Below are 16,353 nucleotides of genomic sequence, written 5' to 3' on the forward strand. Positions count from 1 at the left end.
TATTAAAGGCGGAAAACGAGTTCAAACGGCACGTCCGAATCGTATCAATGGCGAGATTCGCGCCCAGGAAGTTCGCTTAACAGATCTTGAAGGTGAACCACTGGGGATTGTGAGTCTGAGAGAAGCGATCGAAAAAGCTGAAGAAGCTGGAGTAGATTTAGTTGAAATCAGCCCTAACGCCGAACCGCCAGTTTGTCGTATTATGGACTACGGCAAGTTCCTTTATGAAAAGAGTAAATCTTCTAAGGAACAGAAGAAGAAGCAAAAAGTTATCCAGGTTAAGGAAATCAAATTCCGTCCTGGTACCGACGATGGCGATTATCAGGTAAAACTCCGCAGCCTGATTCGCTTTCTGGAAGATGGCGATAAGGCCAAGATCACGCTGCGTTTCCGCGGTCGTGAGATGGCCCACCAACAGATTGGTATGGAAGTGCTTAACCGCGTCCGTGAAGATCTGAGTGAACTGGCAGTAGTCGAATCCTTCCCAACGAAGATCGAAGGCCGCCAGATGATCATGGTGCTCGCTCCTAAGAAGAAACAGTAAGGCCTTCAAGCAGCAAAATCTGTGGAGCCTTCGGGCCCCATAGGTTTTGTTCGCCTATGTTTCGTTTATTTAACAATGCGAAGTGGAAGTTATTAAAATGCCAAAAATTAAGACCGTACGCGGTGCTGCTAAGCGCTTCAAAAAAACCGGTAAAGGTGGTTTTAAGCACAAGCACGCTAACCTGCGTCACATTCTGACTAAGAAAGCTACCAAGCGTAAACGTCACCTGCGTCCAAAAGCCATGGTTTCTAAAGGCGATCTGGGCCTGGTCATCGCGTGCCTGCCGTACGCATAAGTCGTTAACGTTTAACTTTTTTAACTTAGAATAGATACAGGAGAGCACACATGGCTCGCGTAAAACGTGGTGTAATTGCACGTGCACGTCACAAGAAAATTTTGAAACAAGCTAAAGGCTACTACGGTGCGCGTTCACGCGTATACCGCGTTGCCTTCCAGGCTGTTATCAAAGCAGGTCAGTACGCTTACCGTGACCGTCGTCAGCGTAAGCGTCAGTTCCGTCAACTGTGGATTGCGCGTATCAACGCAGCAGCACGTCAGAACGGTATTTCTTACAGCAAATTCATCAACGGCCTGAAAAAAGCCTCTGTTGAAATCGACCGTAAGATCCTGGCTGACATCGCAGTATTCGACAAAGTAGCGTTCACCGCTCTGGTCGAAAAAGCGAAAGCAGCACTGGCATAAGCCAGTTGAAAGAGGGGGCTTTGCTCCCTCTTTTCATATCGCCTTATCAGAAGATTGACATTTACCCGTCCAGGCTTTTCAATAAGGTCTTAACGGTTTTTACCCTACAAGGTAACGCAAGCATGAATGCTGCTATTTTCCGCTTCTTCTTTTACTTTAGCACCTGACTTCAGGAGGCTAGCGCGTGAAAGATGAAACGAAAAACAGCGCCAGATAAGCCTCCCGATGGAGGCTTTTTTTGTGCCTGAATTTGAGAGATTACGTCCAACAATTCGGTGTCTGCACCGACATAATGAGGAAAACCATGTCACATCTCGCAGAGCTGGTTGCCAGTGCAACGGCCGCCATTAACCAGGCCTCAGATGTTGCCGCGTTAGACAATGTCCGCGTCGAATATCTGGGCAAGAAAGGGCATCTGACCCTTCAGATGACTACCCTGCGTGAACTGCCAGCAGAGGAGCGCCCGGCAGCAGGTGCAGTGATTAACGAAGCCAAAGAGCAGGTACAACAGGCGCTGAACGCACGTAAAGCTGAGCTGGAAAGTGCAGTACTGAATGCGCGTCTGGCGGCAGAAACGATTGACGTTTCTCTGCCGGGTCGCCGTATCGAAAACGGCGGTCTGCATCCGGTTACCCGTACTATCGATCGTATTGAAAGTTTCTTCGGTGAGCTCGGCTTTACCGTGGCGACTGGCCCGGAAATTGAAGATGACTACCACAACTTCGATGCCCTTAACATTCCTGGCCATCATCCGGCACGCGCTGACCACGACACTTTCTGGTTCGACGCCACCCGTCTGCTGCGTACTCAGACATCTGGCGTTCAGATCCGTACCATGAAGGAGCAGGCTCCACCGATCCGCATCATCGCGCCGGGTCGCGTATACCGTAACGACTACGATCAGACCCACACCCCAATGTTCCACCAGATGGAAGGTCTGATTGTTGATAAAAACATCAGCTTCACCAACCTGAAAGGCACACTGCACGATTTCCTGAACAACTTCTTTGAGGAAGATTTGCAGGTTCGTTTCCGTCCGTCCTACTTCCCGTTCACTGAACCTTCTGCGGAAGTTGACGTGATGGGTAAAAACGGTAAATGGCTGGAAGTGCTGGGCTGCGGCATGGTGCATCCAAACGTACTGCGCAACGTAGGTATCGATCCGGAAGTATACTCCGGCTTTGCGTTCGGTATGGGCATGGAGCGTCTTACCATGCTGCGCTACGGCGTAACCGACTTACGTGCGTTCTTCGAAAACGATCTGCGTTTCCTCAAACAGTTTAAATAAGGGCAGGAAAGAACAATGAAATTCAGTGAACTGTGGTTACGCGAATGGGTTAACACCACGCTGGACAGCGACGCGCTCTCTAACCAGATCACCATGGCGGGTCTGGAAGTTGATGGCGTGGATCCTGTTTCTGGCGCCTTTACCGGCGTCGTGGTAGGTGAAGTGGTTGAGTGTGGCCAGCACCCTAACGCCGACAAACTGCGCGTAACAAAAGTCAATGTGGGCGGTGACCGTCTGCTGGATATCGTCTGCGGTGCGCCAAACTGCCGACAGGGCCTGAAGGTAGCCGTGGCGACCGTCGGCGCGGTACTGCCGGGCGATTTCAAAATCAAAGCGGCTAAGCTGCGCGGTGAGCCGTCTGAAGGCATGCTGTGCTCCTTCTCCGAGCTGGGCATTTCCGACGATCACTCCGGGATTATCGAGCTGCCGCAGGATGCACCAGTGGGTACCGATATCCGCGAATACCTGAAGCTTGATGACAACACCATCGAAATCAGCGTGACGCCAAACCGTGCCGACTGCTTAGGTATCATCGGTGTAGCCCGCGACGTGGCCGTTCTGAACCAGACCGAACTGAACGAGCCGGAGATCGCTCCGGTTGAGGCAACCATCAGTGACGTGCTGCCGATTCAGGTTGACGCCCCTGAGGCCTGCCCACGCTACCTCGGTCGCGTGGTGAAAGGTATTAACGTTAAAGCGCCAACCCCGCTGTGGATGAAAGAGAAACTGCGTCGCTGTGGTATCCGTTCTATCGACGCTGTGGTTGACGTGACCAACTATGTTCTGCTGGAGCTGGGCCAGCCAATGCACGCCTTCGATAAAGATCGTATCGAAGGGGGTATTATTGTGCGCATGGCGAAAGAGGGCGAAACCCTGGTTCTGCTGGACGGCAGCGAAGCGAAACTGAACGCCGACACCCTGGTAATTGCCGATCACAACAAAGCGCTGGCGATGGGCGGGATCTTCGGCGGCGAGCACTCTGGCGTCAACGACGAGACGCAAAACGTCCTGCTGGAATGCGCGTTCTTCAGCCCGCTCTCCATCACCGGCCGCGCACGCCGTCACGGTCTGCACACTGACGCTTCTCACCGCTATGAGCGTGGCGTGGATCCTGCGCTGCAATACAAAGCGATGGAGCGTGCGACTCGCCTGCTGATCGACATCTGCGGCGGCGAAGCGGGTCCGGTTATCGATGTGACCAACCAAGCGGCGCTGCCGAAGCGTGCGACCATTACTCTGCGCCGCAGCAAGCTGGATCGTTTGATTGGTCACCACGTTGCCGATGCGCAGGTGACCGACATTCTGACGAGTCTGGGCTGCGAAGTGACTGAAGGTCAGGATGAGTGGAAAGCCGTTGCGCCATCCTGGCGTTTCGACATGGAGATCGAAGAAGATCTGGTGGAAGAAGTGGCCCGCGTGTACGGCTACAACAATATCCCTGACGAGCCGGTGCAGGCGGGTCTGGTGATGGGCAGCCATCGCGAAGCCGATCTGTCACTGAAGCGTGTGAAAACCATGCTGAACGACAAAGGCTACCAGGAAGTGATCACCTACAGCTTCGTTGATCCTAAGCTGCAACAGCTGATCCACCCGGGTCAGGAAGCGCTGATCCTGCCAAGCCCGATCTCCAGCGAGATGTCAGCGATGCGTCTGTCCCTGTGGACGGGACTGCTGGGTACTATCGTTTATAACCAGAACCGTCAGCAGAACCGCGTGCGTATTTTCGAAAGCGGTTTGCGCTTTGTACCGGATACTCAGGCCAATTTAGGCATCCGTCAGGATCTCATGCTGGCCGGCGCCATTAGCGGTAACCGCTATGAAGAGCACTGGGACCTGGCAAAAGGGACGGTTGATTTCTACGATATGAAGGGCGATCTGGAAGCGATTCTCGATCTGACCGGTAAATTATCCGAAATTGAATTCCGCGCAGAAGCGATTCCAGCCCTGCATCCGGGCCAGAGTGCGGCGATCTATTTAGACGGCAAACGTGTTGGTTTTATTGGGGTTGTTCACCCGGAGCTGGAACGTAAGCTGGATCTGAATGGCCGTACCATCGTATTCGAGCTGGAGTGGAACCCGGTTGCAGACCGCGTCATTCCTCAGGCAAAGGACGTCTCACGCTTCCCGGCAAACCGCCGTGATATCGCGGTTGTGGTCGCTGAAAATGTGCCCGCAGCAGATATTTTGGCCGAATGTAAGAAAGTTGGCGTAAATCAGGTAGTTGGCGTAAACTTATTTGACGTGTACCGCGGCAAGGGCGTAGCAGAAGGTTTCAAGAGCCTCGCTATTAGCCTTATCCTTCAGGATACCAGCCGTACACTCGAAGAAGAGGAGATTGCCGCTACCGTCGCCAAATGTGTAGAGGCATTAAAAGAGCGATTCCAGGCATCATTGAGGGATTGAACCTATGGCGCTTACAAAAGCTGAAATGTCAGAATATCTGTTTGATAAGCTTGGGCTTAGCAAACGGGATGCCAAAGAGCTGGTAGAGCTGTTTTTCGAAGAGATCCGTCGTGCTCTGGAAAATGGTGAGCAGGTTAAACTCTCCGGCTTTGGCAATTTTGATTTGCGAGACAAAAACCAACGTCCGGGCCGTAACCCGAAGACGGGGGAAGATATTCCCATTACAGCCCGCCGCGTGGTGACCTTCAGACCCGGACAGAAGTTAAAAAGCCGTGTCGAAAACGCAACGCCCAAAGCAGAGTAATATGAACTAACTAAAAAGGCCGCTCACGCGGCCTTTTTTCTTTGCGCTATTTGCTAAACCCGCCGTAAAATCAATGATATCTCAACCGGATAACCTATCGTCTATGCTTGATCTTGCCCGTCTTCAGCACCGCTCCGATCTCCGCCGCCTGTGTCTGCTCGGGGTGCTGATGATTGTCGCCACCACCGTCAGCCTGTGTGCGGGCGATCGGTGGCTGGGACCGGAAAGCTGGTTTACGCCTGAGGGACAGCTCTTTGTCTGGCAGATCCGCCTGCCACGGACGCTGGCTGTGCTTTTAGTCGGCGCTGCGCTGGCGCTGTGCGGCACGATCATGCAGGCATTATTTGAAAACCCTCTGGCGGAACCCGGACTTCTCGGGGTGTCGAATGGCGCAGGCGTCGGGCTTATCGCCGCCGTGATGCTGGGGGGAGGCGAGCTCTCCGCCTGGGGGATTAGCCTCAGCGCTATCCTTGGCGCGCTGTTGATAACCCTTATCCTTCTGCGCTTTGCTCGTCGCCATTTATCCACCAGCCGGCTGCTGCTTGCCGGGGTAGCGTTGGGGATCATCTGTAGCGCGCTGATGACATGGGCCGTCTACTTCTCCACCTCTTTCGATCTGCGCCAGTTAATGTACTGGATGATGGGGGGATTTGGTGGCGTTGACTGGCGTCAGGGGTGGCTGATGGTGCTCCTGATCCCGGTCATCCTGTGGACGGCGTTCCAGGCGCAGCCGCTAAATATTCTCGCGCTGGGCGAAACGTCTGCTCGCCAGCTCGGGATGCCGATTGGCTTCTGGCGCAACGCGCTGGTTATCGCCATCGGCTGGATGGTGGGCGTAAGCGTGGCGCTGGCGGGGGCGATTGGCTTTATTGGGCTGGTGATCCCGCATATGCTGCGCCTGTGCGGTATTACGGACCACCGAACCCTGCTTCCTGCCTCGGCGGTTGCCGGGGCGGCAACACTGCTGATTGCCGATATCATCGCCCGGCTTGCGCTGACGGCCGCTGAGTTGCCGATAGGCGTGGTGACCGCAACGCTGGGCGCACCGGTCTTTATCTGGCTACTATTAAAAGCTGGACGTTAAAACACAACCTGTAAGTCAACCTGAGGGAATGCTATGCAGTCTGATATTCTGAATACCGAAGTGACTACCATTGACGGCGAGAAAACCACGCTGGAAGGCTACAAGGGCAAGGTACTGCTCATCGTGAACGTGGCATCGAAATGTGGCCTTACGCCGCAGTATGAACAGCTGGAAAACATTCATAAAGCCTGGGAAAAAGACGGCTTTACCGTACTCGGCTTCCCGTGCAACCAGTTCCTGGGCCAGGAGCCGGGCAGCGAAGAGGAGATTAAGACCTTTTGCAGCACAACCTATGGTGTGACGTTCCCGATGTTCAGCAAAATTGATGTGAACGGGGAAAATCGTCATCCGCTGTATGCCAAACTGGTGGCCGCGGCGCCGACCGCCGTTGCGCCTGAAGAGAGTGGTTTCTATGAGCGTATGGCGAGCAAAGGTCGCGCGCCGCTCTATCCGGACGATATTCTGTGGAACTTCGAAAAATTCCTGATTGGCCGTGACGGTCAGGTCGTGCAGCGTTTCTCGCCTGACATGACGCCTGAAGATCCTATCGTGATGGAATCAATCAAGCTGGCGCTGGCGAAATAATGACGCTGCTGATGCAGCTCACAGGCGTTGCCGGGAAGGGACGTCTTGAGCCTGTTACCGCCGCAGTCAACGCAGGTGAAATCCTTCACCTGGTTGGGCCTAACGGCGCCGGAAAAAGCACGCTGCTGGCGCGCATGGCGGGGCTGACCCGCGGGGAAGGGGAGATTACCTTTCTCGGGCAATCGCTCGTCAACTGGCTACCCTCTACACTCGCCTCCCGTCGAAGCTATCTGGTTCAGCAGCAGGTTCCGCCCTTTGCAATGCCCGTCTGGCACTACCTGACGCTGCACCTGCCTGATAAAAATCAGGTAGCATTGCTCCATGACGTTGCTGCGGCGCTCGGGTTAGACGATAAGCTCACCCGACAGGCCAGCCAGCTTTCCGGTGGCGAATGGCAGCGCGTGCGTCTGGCCGCCGTCATCCTTCAGGTTCATCCGGTGGGAAATCCTCACGGGCGGTTGCTGCTGCTGGACGAGCCGATGAGCGGACTGGACGTTGCCCAGCAGGCAGCGCTGGATACTCTGCTCAGCGCGCTGTGTCGCAAGGGCATCGCCATTGTGATGAGCAGCCATGATTTAAACCATACGTTGCGCCACGCGCATCGGGTGTGGTTGCTGGCGCGTGGCAAACTGATTGCCAGCGGAACGCGCGACAGCGTGCTGACGGCCCCCAATCTTGCGAGTGCTTACCACATGTCGTTCCGGAGGCTGGATATTGAAGGCCACAAGATGCTCATTTCCACGACGCAGGAGTAACCTTTCTTGCACAGCCGCATAGATGCACGCTAAATTACCGAAAGAACAAAAAAAGCAGAGGATTCGTCTGAAATGCGATTCTGGTTTCTCCTTGTTGCGGCGCTATTTCTTGCAGGATGCAGCAGCCATCGTGCACCTCCGCCTAACCCACGGCTTTCCGATTCCATTACGGTCATTGCCAGCCTGAACGATCAGCTCAGCAACTGGCGCGGCACCCCTTATCGCTACGGCGGGATGAGCCGGGGCGGGGTGGATTGCTCGGGATTTGTGCTGATGACTTTCCGCGATAAATTTGACCTACAGCTTCCGCGTGAAACGCGTATGCAGGCGAAAATCGGCACTGAAATTGATAAAGACGAGCTCCTGCCCGGCGATCTGGTCTTTTTTAAAACAGGTTCCGGTGAAAGCGGCCTTCATGTCGGCATTTATGACACCGATAATCAGTTCATTCATGCCTCGACCAGCCGCGGCGTGATGCGCTCCTCTCTCGATAATGTTTACTGGCGTAAAAATTTCTGGCAGGCCAGGCGTATTTAACCGCTGCATAAAGATGCAGTGCGGAGGGCCTGGCGGTGAAAATAGACGTCAGGCTTTTCTTGCGGGTGGATTAAAGTAAAATTTTTGCCCACTTATTTTTGTCAGCATGTGCCTGTTTTATCTAAAACTGGCTATTATTCAATAACCAGGATAAGATTATTTTAGATTCAGGGAAAAATCTGAAAATTAATACGGAAAGAATGAAATTAATCTTATTAAAATCAAGACAGTGGAATTGTGCCTGCAATTGCTCCAGGATGTTCTCTCTCATCTTTAATGCAGGACAAGGGCGATGATTATTACGCTAGATAATGCTTACCAGTCTGAACTTTTACTCCTTCCGGCGCGTGATAGTGCAGGTTTGCTTAAAGGTTTAGAGATTTTGGTTAACTTTACTGGCGTGGGTACGGACGTACGAATCCCGACTGAACTGGTTATCCCTCATCTTTCTCAGGAAGATGAATTAGTGCTGTTTCAGGAAAAACTGCAATTACTCGATACCTGTAAGCTATTTTTTATTCAGCATCAGTTAATTGCATGGATCAATATTACACCTGCAATTGTTGAGTTTTTATTAACTAATGAGAACGCTGTTTCAATCCTTGATCGTTATCCGTTTCTTGAGTTTACTGTTAATGAGAACTATCCAGGTTTAAATAACGGGAAAGACGATCTGACGCTTGCAAGAATGGCGATCCATTTCCCCTTAGTGCTGGCTAACTTTGGTGCAGGGGCTGCATCCCTTAAACCGGTTTATGATGGTCTGTTCAAACGGGTGATTTTGGATAAAAACTTTATTCATCAGCGCGTCTCGGCGCTCTCTTTCGAGCCATTTATGCGCGCCATTCTCTGGCAGATCGCGCCGCATTGTCAGTCGGTCATGGTCTCGGGAATTGACGATCACGGCATCTTACAACGCGTGCTGCCCTTCAATTTTGGCGCAATGCAGGGAACCCTGTGGCCTGCAGTCCCGGCAGAACGCGTAACGACCCTCGTTCAGCAATAACCCCTTTCTTCGCCCGTGTTTACGTCAAGGGAAACCCTCTACACTTAAAGCAGGAGGACTTATGACCCTGTCTTTTACTGCTCACTGGCACGATGAATTACCCGGCTTTTACACCGCGCTTAAGCCCACGCCTTTACAGAACGCGCGTCTTATCTGGCATAACGATGCATTAGCGGATTCGCTTGGCATCCCTTCGACATTTTTTCAGCCAGAAAAGGGCGCCGGTGTCTGGGGCGGCGAAACGCTGCTTCCGGGCATGAAGCCTCTGGCTCAGGTCTACAGCGGACATCAGTTTGGCGTCTGGGCGGGACAGCTCGGCGATGGTCGCGGCATCCTGCTGGGTGAACAGGTTCTGCCGAATGGCGAAACGCTCGACTGGCACCTGAAAGGGGCAGGGTTAACACCGTACTCACGCATGGGGGATGGCCGCGCGGTGCTGCGTTCAACCATTCGTGAAAGTCTGGCTTCCGAGGCGATGCATGCCCTGGGGATCCCCACCTCACGCGCGCTGTCCATTGTCACCAGCGACACGCCGGTGGCCCGCGAGACGATAGAGCAGGGGGCGATGCTGATCCGCGTGGCGGAAAGCCATCTGCGTTTTGGCCATTTTGAACACTTCTACTATCGCCGCGAGCCGGATAAAGTCCGCCAGCTTGCCGATTACGCCCTTCGACGTCACTGGCCGCACCTGCAAAACGAACCGGACCGCTATGTTCTCTGGTTCCGTGATATTGTCGCGCGCACCGCCTCAATGATTGCCCGCTGGCAGGCCGTCGGCTTTGCCCACGGGGTGATGAATACCGACAACATGTCCCTGTTAGGGCTGACGTTTGACTACGGTCCGTACGGCTTCCTTGATGACTATCAACCGGGTTACATCTGTAACCATTCGGACTATCAGGGGCGTTACCGTTTCGACAACCAGCCTGCGGTGGGGCTGTGGAACCTTCAGCGGCTTGCGCAAAGCCTGTCGCCGTTTATCGACGTCGATGCCCTGAACGATGCGCTCGATATCTATCAGGAGGTTTTGCTGCGGGAATATGGTGTGTTAATGCGCAACAAGCTGGGGCTGATGACGCAGGAAAAAGGCGATAACGCGCTGCTGAATGGGCTGTTTGCCATCATGGCGCGTGAAGGCAGCGACTATACCCGAACCTTCCGTATGCTAAGCCAGACTGCGCAGCAGAGCGCCGCTTCACCGCTGCGTGACGAGTTCATCGATCGACAGGCGTTTGATGACTGGTTTGCCACTTACCGGGCGCGTTTACAGCAGGAACAGATTGATGACGATACCCGCCAGGCGCGGATGAAGGCGGTTAACCCGGCGATGGTGTTGCGCAACTGGCTGGCGCAGCGGGCTATTGAGCAGGCTGAGCAGGGGGATTATGCCGAGCTGCATCGGCTGCATATCGCCCTGCGCACGCCGTTTGCCGACCGGGAGGATGACTATGTCAGCCGCCCGCCGGACTGGGGCAAGCGACTGGAAGTGAGCTGCTCAAGCTAAGGGGCGAGAAAAACCTGCGGTGCGGCGTGCGCCGGATGTCTGCCGACGTGCACCTGCGCACCGTACCAGCGGGCCAGCGCGTCGGCCTGCAATACCGTCTCCGGTATGCCCTGAGAAACAATCCTGCCGTTGTGTAACAGCAGGATCCGGTCCGACCATAATGCGGCAAGATTGAGATCGTGCAGCACCACGCAGGCGTGAAGATGGCCCTGACGGGTCAGCGATTTCAACAGGCGCAGCAGATGCTGCTGGTGGTAGAGATCCAGCGCTGAAGTGGGTTCGTCGAGAAACAGCCAGCCGCGCGGCGTTCCCTCACGCCACAGCTGCGCCAGCGCGCGGGCGAGCTGAACGCGCTGCTGCTCGCCGCCCGAGAGGGAATGATAACGTCTGCCAGCCAGCGGCAGGCAACCGGTCAGCTGCATCACCTCACGCACAATCGACGGTTCAGGTTGACGCGACCAGGGCGCACGCCCCATTCCAACGATCTCCTCCACCAGCCAGTCAAATCCAGGCTGAGTATGCTGACGCATCACTGCCCGATAGCGGGACAGCGTCTCCGGGTGCCATTCATCCAGCGCTTTCCCCGCCAGCGAACAGCTGCCGCTGTCGGGTTTCAGGTAGCCGGTCAGCAGCCGCAGCAGCGTGGATTTCCCCGCGCCGTTGGGACCGATCAATGTAACCAGCTCTCCCTGCGACAGTGACAGCGAAACGTTATCTGTCAGCGTGCGGCCAGACCGGGTAAAAGTCAGATTTTCAGCCGTATAACGTTCAGCCATGCTGTTCTCCACGACGAAAAATGAGCCATAAGAACCAGGGGGCGCCAAGGATGCTGGTGAGCAACCCGACCGGCATTTCTGCCGGGGCGACCAGAGTGCGGGCTACCGTATCCGCCACCAGCAGCAGAAAAGCGCCTGCGAGAACCGTGCCGGGGAGGGTTGCCCGGTGATCGGCGCCCAGCCACATGCGCATCAGGTGCGGCACCACGAGTCCGACAAAGCCAATCACGCCGCTGACGGCGACAGCCGCAGCGACCAGCAGAGCGCTGCATAACAGTAATATTCGCTGTACAAGGGCAACGTCCACGCCGAGATAATGCGCTTCCTCTTCACCCAGTTGCAGTAAATTTAACGCGCTGGCACAACGCCAGATCGCCAGAGCGGCAGGCACCATCAGCGAGATCACGGCGAGCAGCGTTGACCACTGCGCCTGACCGAGACTTCCCATTCCCCAGAGTGAAAGCTGACGCAACTGGGCGTCATTGCTGACCCACGAAAGCACACCCACTGCCGCACCGCACAGGGCATTGATGGCGATACCCACCAGCAACAGACGTGACAGAGAGGTGTCACGCTGCTTGCTGAGCAGGAAGATCACGCCTGTGGCTGCCAGCGCCCCAAAAAATGCCGCCAGCATCGGGGCATAAAGCATCACCAGCGCGGGCAGCGAGAGCGGGAGCACCACCCACAGGGCGACGGCCAGCGCCGCACCGCTGCTGATCCCGAGCAGGCCCGGGTCGGCCAGCGGATTGCGGAACAGCCCCTGCATGACGCAGCCGGCGAGCGCCAGCGACCCGCCAATCACCAGCGCCAGCAGCACGCGGGGCAGACGGATGGTGAGCCAGATCTGGCGTAGCGTCTCATCGCTGCCGCTCCACAGCACGTTCACCGGCAGGCGTAACGCCCCAAAACCGGTAGCCATGAACGTCATGACGGTAAGCAACCCCGCCAGAAGCCATAACGATAACGTGATGCGCCGGGACATCAGGGCAGTTGCTCCGCTCTGGCACGCAACTGTTGTATGGCTTTCGGCGTGCGGACGCTGAAGCCCAGCAGGGCCATGTCATCAATAGCCAGCACCTGCTTGCTTCGCCCCGCTGGCGTTTGCGCCAGGCCGGGCAGTTTCCACAGATTTTGTTCGCCGCCCAGCGCGTTAAGGCCGTCCTGCGAAATCACCACTAGATCCGGCTGGCTGGCCATTACCCCCTCCTGGGAGAGCGGCTGATAGCGGGTAAAGCCCTGCATGGCGTTCTGCAACCCGGCGGCGCGTATTGCCGCATCCGCGCCGGTCTGTTGCCCGGCCGCCATTGCGGTCATTCCGCCGTGGCTGAGGATAAACAGCACCCGCTTGTTGAGCGGTGTTGAGGGCAGAGCCGCCAGCGCCTGACGCAGCGAGTTGCGCAGGGTTTCCCCTTGCACCTCATGATGCGTCGCCTGAGCTATCACCCGCACTTTTTCGTCAATCGTGCGCAGGTCAGGCGTGCCGGGAACGGTAACCACCCGGACGTGGCTCTGTTCAACCTGTTTCAGCGCCAGAGAGGGTTGCGCCTGGTCGCTTGCCAGCACCAGCGTCGGGCGTACGGACAGAATTCCCTCCGCATTCAGCTGGCGGAGATACCCCACGTCAGGCAGCGCGTTTGTCGCCTGCGGCCACTGGCTGGTACTGTCGCGCGCAACCAGAGAAGATTCCGCGCCGAGAGCGTAGACGATCTCCGTCACGTCGCCGCCGAGGGCGACAATTCTCTCCGGCGCGGCGACGGCGACCAGCGGCAGGGCGCAGAGCAGGGCAAACCAGTTTTTCATGCGGCCAGCCCTTCTGGCGTCAGAGCGTCAATCTGGCGGCGCCACTGGCTCTGCTCCGGCTCGCCTTCGGTACGCTGCCCGTAGAGCTGGGCGATCTGAGTTCCATCCGCAGCAAACAGCTCCAGGCTGGTAACGTGTCCGTCTGCCGTGGGCTTACGCGTAACCCACGTCTCCGCGATAGTCTCCTCCAGCAGATGCAGGGTAAAGGTTGGGTTGAAGATGTTCAGCCAGCCCTTCATGGGCGTCAGTTTTTCCACCACACCGGTGAAGATCTGCACGCAACCGCGGTTGCCGACGAAGATCATGATTTCGTTTCCGTCCTGTTGCGCCCTCTCCAGCAGTTGTGCCAGCGCGCTGTTATCCACCTTACAGGCCAGATCGTCACTCACCAGACGAAACGCCTGCTGGCGGCTCAGGTTATGGCGCTTCAATAAGCTAAAGAATTGATGCACGTCGGTCATGGCGCGCCACTCTTTCTCCACCGAGCCTGCATCTGCACCGTCGGAATGCGCGGGGGCTTCGACAGCCTTCAGCGCCAGAGCGGGGTTATCGGCAATGATAAAACGGGTCAGCACGTCGCCCCAGGCGGCAACGTCGGTGTGATCCGTGGTGTAGACCTTCAGTAAAGCGTCGCCCTGATGATCGAAGAACTGAATGCTCTGACGTTCGCCGCGGGAGGTCGTTTCGCTAATGTGAAACGCGCTCGCCCACTGGTTGAGGAACAAACGCAGATCCAGCGCGCGCGGATTAAGCACCAGCCCGGCATGACCGCCGAGGTGCTGGTGAGTAAACGCTCCAACCTGTTCGTGAACGGCGTATTCGTTACGGCAGATGCATTTGGTTTCCCCCACGGACTCCAGCGCTGCCAGAATCTCGCGGATTTCACCGCGCAGCCGCCAGGCGTCGTGTCCAACGCGCGCAAATGCCAGCTCTGCTTCGCTGATGTGCATTAATCCGGCGATATCACGGGCGTACTTACCCGGATGTTCTTCTTTAAGCTCAAGCCAGCGTGTGTAGTGACCCATAATCTTATCCTTCTGAATCGTTGCCCCGAAGGGAATTACCATTGATAACTGACGAAAATTTTACCGTTGCGACCGTCCTGCGGAATGCCCTGCGGTGACCAGTAGGCTTTATCAAAGGCGTTCCCCAGTACGAGGGTGGTGGTGATGCCTTTGAACTGCTGCTGGCCTTTATAGCTGACGTAGAAATCATTTACTGCGTAGCCAGGCTGCTCGCTGTAGCTGCTGCTGATGTGCGTTGAACGTTCGACGAAGGTGCCGATCCAGCCCACGGAGAAGCCGCTTTGCGCCACCGGGATATCCAGCTTGCTGGTGACGGTGTCCGGGTTGATGCTGGAGATATATTCACCCGTGTCGGTATCTTTCCCGCGCGTGCGGTTGTAGGCCACGTCGAGGTTGAACAGGCTGGTCGAGTAGGTCGCCATCATGTCCCAGCCCCAGATTTTGGCATTTGGTACGTTATAGGACATGGTAGTGGCCGCCGCAAAATCGACGGTGGTAGAGATGTAATCTTTTGCTTTGGTGTCGAAGTAGCTGGCTTTGAACTCCAGCGCGTCGTTGGCGAGTAGCAGATCGTCAAAACGCAGCCCAAAACCGAACTCCTGGGTTTCGTTGGTCTCCGGACGCAGGTTCGGGTTCGGCACCCAGTAGTTAGTGTAGAAGCTGCCGATAGAGAAGTGCTTTGAGTCGTTATACATCTCGCCCATCGTTGGCGCGCGGAAGGCCTGGGCGTAAGAGCCGAAGAGCATCAGCCAGTCGGTTGGACTCACGGTTAACCCGGCGCGTGATGACCATTTATCCGCATCCACGTCGTCGTAACCGTCGCTGCTGCCGCGGTAGTTGTCGTAACGCGTCCCGCCGAGAAGCGTTACCGGCAGGTCGCGCAGGGTGATCTCATCCTGCAACCAGCCGGAGCTGAAGTCGATTTTAGCGTCCGGGAAGCCGGTGGTCGCGCCGCCAGGGTGTTGCTCCTGACGGTAGTATTCCCCGCCGTAGGTCAGCAGGTGCGAGGCGAAGGAGTCGCTGAACAGGCGGGTGCGGTTTTCCACTTTGCCGCCTTTGGTGGTCTGCTTACGGAACTCGCCGCTGGCGTCGATGTTCTGGGCGTTGATCCGCGCTTCGGACCAGTAAATTTTCGCATCGGCGTTCAGCCAGTCGTTTCCGGCTGGCGCAATGCGGTAGCCAAGCTGGGCATCGCGCTGAATGGTGGAACGATCGGTCATCGGGTTACTGCTGTTGGCATCCGTGGTCTGCGGGTTTTTCGGCTCCTGCGCGTCGTTGTTGTAGTAGCGCAGGGAGCCGCTCAGCGTCTGAGCCGGATCAATTTTCCAGCTGCCTTTCGCCAGCATATTGTTGATGGATTCGTCGTTTGGCGCCCTCGCGCCGTCACTCTGGCGAATGTCGCCGCGATCGCGACTGGACCAGGAGACCACACCGTCCAGGGTATCGGTGCGGCCATAGGCGCTGGCGCCCATCCCGATGCTGTGATCGCCCGTTGCACCGGTAGCAAATACGCGATAGCCGCTATTTTTACCTGCGTCCAGCATATCGCTGGCGTCGACGGTGTCATATGAAATTACGCCGCCCAGCGCGCCGCTGCCGTACAGCAAGGCGGAAGGGCCACGTACCACTTCGATACGTTTGATCAGCGCCGGATCGAGGAACGTGCTGTTCAGGTGTCCGGTATCGGTGCCCTGGCGTACGCCATCCACCAGCACCAGCACGCCACGTCGGTCGTAACCGCGCAGGTTAACGTCCTGACCGTTGGTGCGCCCGGTGCCGTCCAGCGTCAGGCCGGGCACCTTGCGCAGCAGGTCGGCGGCGGAGCTGGCGGTCTGGTTTTCCGGCGCGGTGGCGTCAATCACGCTTACCATCATGGGGGCTTCGAAGGCGCTGCGGGCGTTGCCGGTGGCGGTAACGGTGATATCGTCTGTGGCGGCAAACGCAACGCCCGGCAGGGTGCTGACAATTGCCAGCGCCAGAAGAGACGGGCGTAAAGACGCGGATTGCAGGTGTGGCATAGCAACTCTCCATAAGAAT

The 16,353-nt window shown here is 56.4% G+C and carries 18 protein-coding genes and 1 other annotated feature; of the genes, 13 read left to right on the top strand and 5 right to left on the bottom strand.

What is annotated here, in order from left to right; all coding sequences use genetic code 11:
• The first annotated feature begins 1 nt into the window (after nucleotide 1).
• The 13 genes from infC (at nucleotide 2) to selO (ending at nucleotide 10,712) form a co-directional block, all read left to right on the top strand.
• The gene (infC, locus tag ACQG0S_RS09145) at nucleotides 2-544 is read left to right on the top strand and encodes a translation initiation factor IF-3 (protein ID WP_059443439.1); all 543 of its coding nucleotides are present in this window, start codon (nucleotides 2-4) and stop codon (nucleotides 542-544) included.
• Between the two features lie 97 nt (nucleotides 545-641).
• Complete coding sequence (rpmI, locus tag ACQG0S_RS09150; protein ID WP_001124225.1) at nucleotides 642-839, top strand: 50S ribosomal protein L35; 198 nt, start codon at nucleotides 642-644, stop codon at nucleotides 837-839.
• 50 nt (nucleotides 840-889) lie between these two features.
• Nucleotides 890-1,246, top strand: coding sequence for a 50S ribosomal protein L20 (rplT, locus tag ACQG0S_RS09155; protein ID WP_000124850.1), 357 nt, complete (start codon nucleotides 890-892; stop codon nucleotides 1,244-1,246).
• A gap of 117 nt (nucleotides 1,247-1,363) precedes the next feature.
• Nucleotides 1,364-1,488 (top strand) — a sequence feature (Phe leader region).
• Entirely contained in the window at nucleotides 1,369-1,413 is a 45-nt protein-coding gene (gene pheM, locus ACQG0S_RS09160; protein ID WP_001386830.1) for a pheST operon leader peptide PheM, read from the top strand. It overlaps the preceding feature by 45 nt.
• A 62-nt stretch (nucleotides 1,489-1,550) precedes the next feature.
• On the top strand, nucleotides 1,551-2,534 hold the full coding sequence (gene pheS, locus ACQG0S_RS09165) for a phenylalanine--tRNA ligase subunit alpha (protein ID WP_022647837.1): 984 nt from the start codon (nucleotides 1,551-1,553) through the stop codon (nucleotides 2,532-2,534).
• Nucleotides 2,535-2,549: 15 nt separating this feature from the next.
• A complete protein-coding gene (pheT, locus tag ACQG0S_RS09170; RefSeq protein WP_063137544.1) occupies nucleotides 2,550-4,937 on the top strand; it encodes a phenylalanine--tRNA ligase subunit beta in 2,388 nt (795 codons plus the stop codon).
• A gap of 4 nt (nucleotides 4,938-4,941) precedes the next feature.
• Nucleotides 4,942-5,241, top strand: a complete 300-nt coding sequence (gene ihfA / locus ACQG0S_RS09175) for an integration host factor subunit alpha (protein WP_003857805.1) — start codon at nucleotides 4,942-4,944, stop codon at nucleotides 5,239-5,241.
• Between the two features lie 103 nt (nucleotides 5,242-5,344).
• Nucleotides 5,345-6,325, top strand: a complete 981-nt coding sequence (gene btuC, locus ACQG0S_RS09180) for a vitamin B12 ABC transporter permease BtuC (protein WP_023299909.1) — start codon at nucleotides 5,345-5,347, stop codon at nucleotides 6,323-6,325.
• Nucleotides 6,326-6,358: 33 nt separating this feature from the next.
• A complete protein-coding gene (locus ACQG0S_RS09185; RefSeq protein ID WP_022650905.1) occupies nucleotides 6,359-6,910 on the top strand; it encodes a glutathione peroxidase in 552 nt (183 codons plus the stop codon).
• Complete coding sequence (gene btuD, locus ACQG0S_RS09190; protein WP_046618262.1) at nucleotides 6,910-7,665, top strand: vitamin B12 ABC transporter ATP-binding protein BtuD; 756 nt, start codon at nucleotides 6,910-6,912, stop codon at nucleotides 7,663-7,665. The genes ACQG0S_RS09185 and btuD overlap by 1 nt, the downstream gene beginning before the upstream one ends.
• Nucleotides 7,666-7,737: 72 nt before the next feature.
• Nucleotides 7,738-8,202 carry an NlpC/P60 family protein gene (locus ACQG0S_RS09195; protein ID WP_015570730.1) on the top strand — a complete coding sequence of 155 codons (465 nt, stop codon included), beginning with the start codon at nucleotides 7,738-7,740 and terminating at the stop codon, nucleotides 8,200-8,202.
• A 292-nt stretch (nucleotides 8,203-8,494) separates the two neighbouring features.
• Complete coding sequence (locus ACQG0S_RS09200; protein ID WP_022647843.1) at nucleotides 8,495-9,208, top strand: EAL domain-containing protein; 714 nt, start codon at nucleotides 8,495-8,497, stop codon at nucleotides 9,206-9,208.
• 61 nt (nucleotides 9,209-9,269) lie between these two features.
• Nucleotides 9,270-10,712 carry a protein adenylyltransferase SelO gene (gene selO, locus ACQG0S_RS09205; protein ID WP_155025363.1) on the top strand — a complete coding sequence of 481 codons (1,443 nt, stop codon included), beginning with the start codon at nucleotides 9,270-9,272 and terminating at the stop codon, nucleotides 10,710-10,712.
• Here selO and ACQG0S_RS09210 read toward each other — a convergent pair.
• Genes ACQG0S_RS09210 through ACQG0S_RS09230 form a run of 5 tightly spaced genes read right to left on the bottom strand, consistent with a single transcriptional unit; the run spans nucleotide 10,709 to nucleotide 16,334 of the window.
• Entirely contained in the window at nucleotides 10,709-11,488 is a 780-nt protein-coding gene (locus ACQG0S_RS09210) for a heme ABC transporter ATP-binding protein (RefSeq protein WP_169441048.1), read from the bottom strand. The two genes, selO and ACQG0S_RS09210, sit on opposite strands and share 4 nt — an antisense overlap.
• A complete protein-coding gene (locus ACQG0S_RS09215; protein ID WP_023299913.1) occupies nucleotides 11,481-12,473 on the bottom strand; it encodes a FecCD family ABC transporter permease in 993 nt (330 codons plus the stop codon). The genes ACQG0S_RS09210 and ACQG0S_RS09215 overlap by 8 nt, the downstream gene beginning before the upstream one ends.
• Nucleotides 12,473-13,291 (bottom strand): heme/hemin ABC transporter substrate-binding protein, encoded by an 819-nt coding sequence (locus ACQG0S_RS09220; protein WP_032624390.1) that lies wholly within the window; start codon nucleotides 13,289-13,291, stop codon nucleotides 12,473-12,475. Before ACQG0S_RS09220 ends, ACQG0S_RS09215 begins: the two co-directional genes overlap by 1 nt.
• Nucleotides 13,288-14,316 carry a hematinate-forming heme oxygenase ChuS gene (gene chuS, locus ACQG0S_RS09225; RefSeq protein ID WP_038417025.1) on the bottom strand — a complete coding sequence of 343 codons (1,029 nt, stop codon included), beginning with the start codon at nucleotides 14,314-14,316 and terminating at the stop codon, nucleotides 13,288-13,290. The genes ACQG0S_RS09220 and chuS overlap by 4 nt, the downstream gene beginning before the upstream one ends.
• Before the next feature lie 35 nt (nucleotides 14,317-14,351).
• Complete coding sequence (locus ACQG0S_RS09230; protein ID WP_169441050.1) at nucleotides 14,352-16,334, bottom strand: TonB-dependent hemoglobin/transferrin/lactoferrin family receptor; 1,983 nt, start codon at nucleotides 16,332-16,334, stop codon at nucleotides 14,352-14,354.
• Nucleotides 16,335-16,353 lie beyond the last annotated feature (19 nt).

This window comes from Enterobacter cloacae complex sp. 418I7 (assembly GCF_050030705.1).
In the GTDB taxonomy this organism is placed as follows: Bacteria; Pseudomonadota; Gammaproteobacteria; order Enterobacterales; family Enterobacteriaceae; genus Enterobacter; species Enterobacter intestinihominis.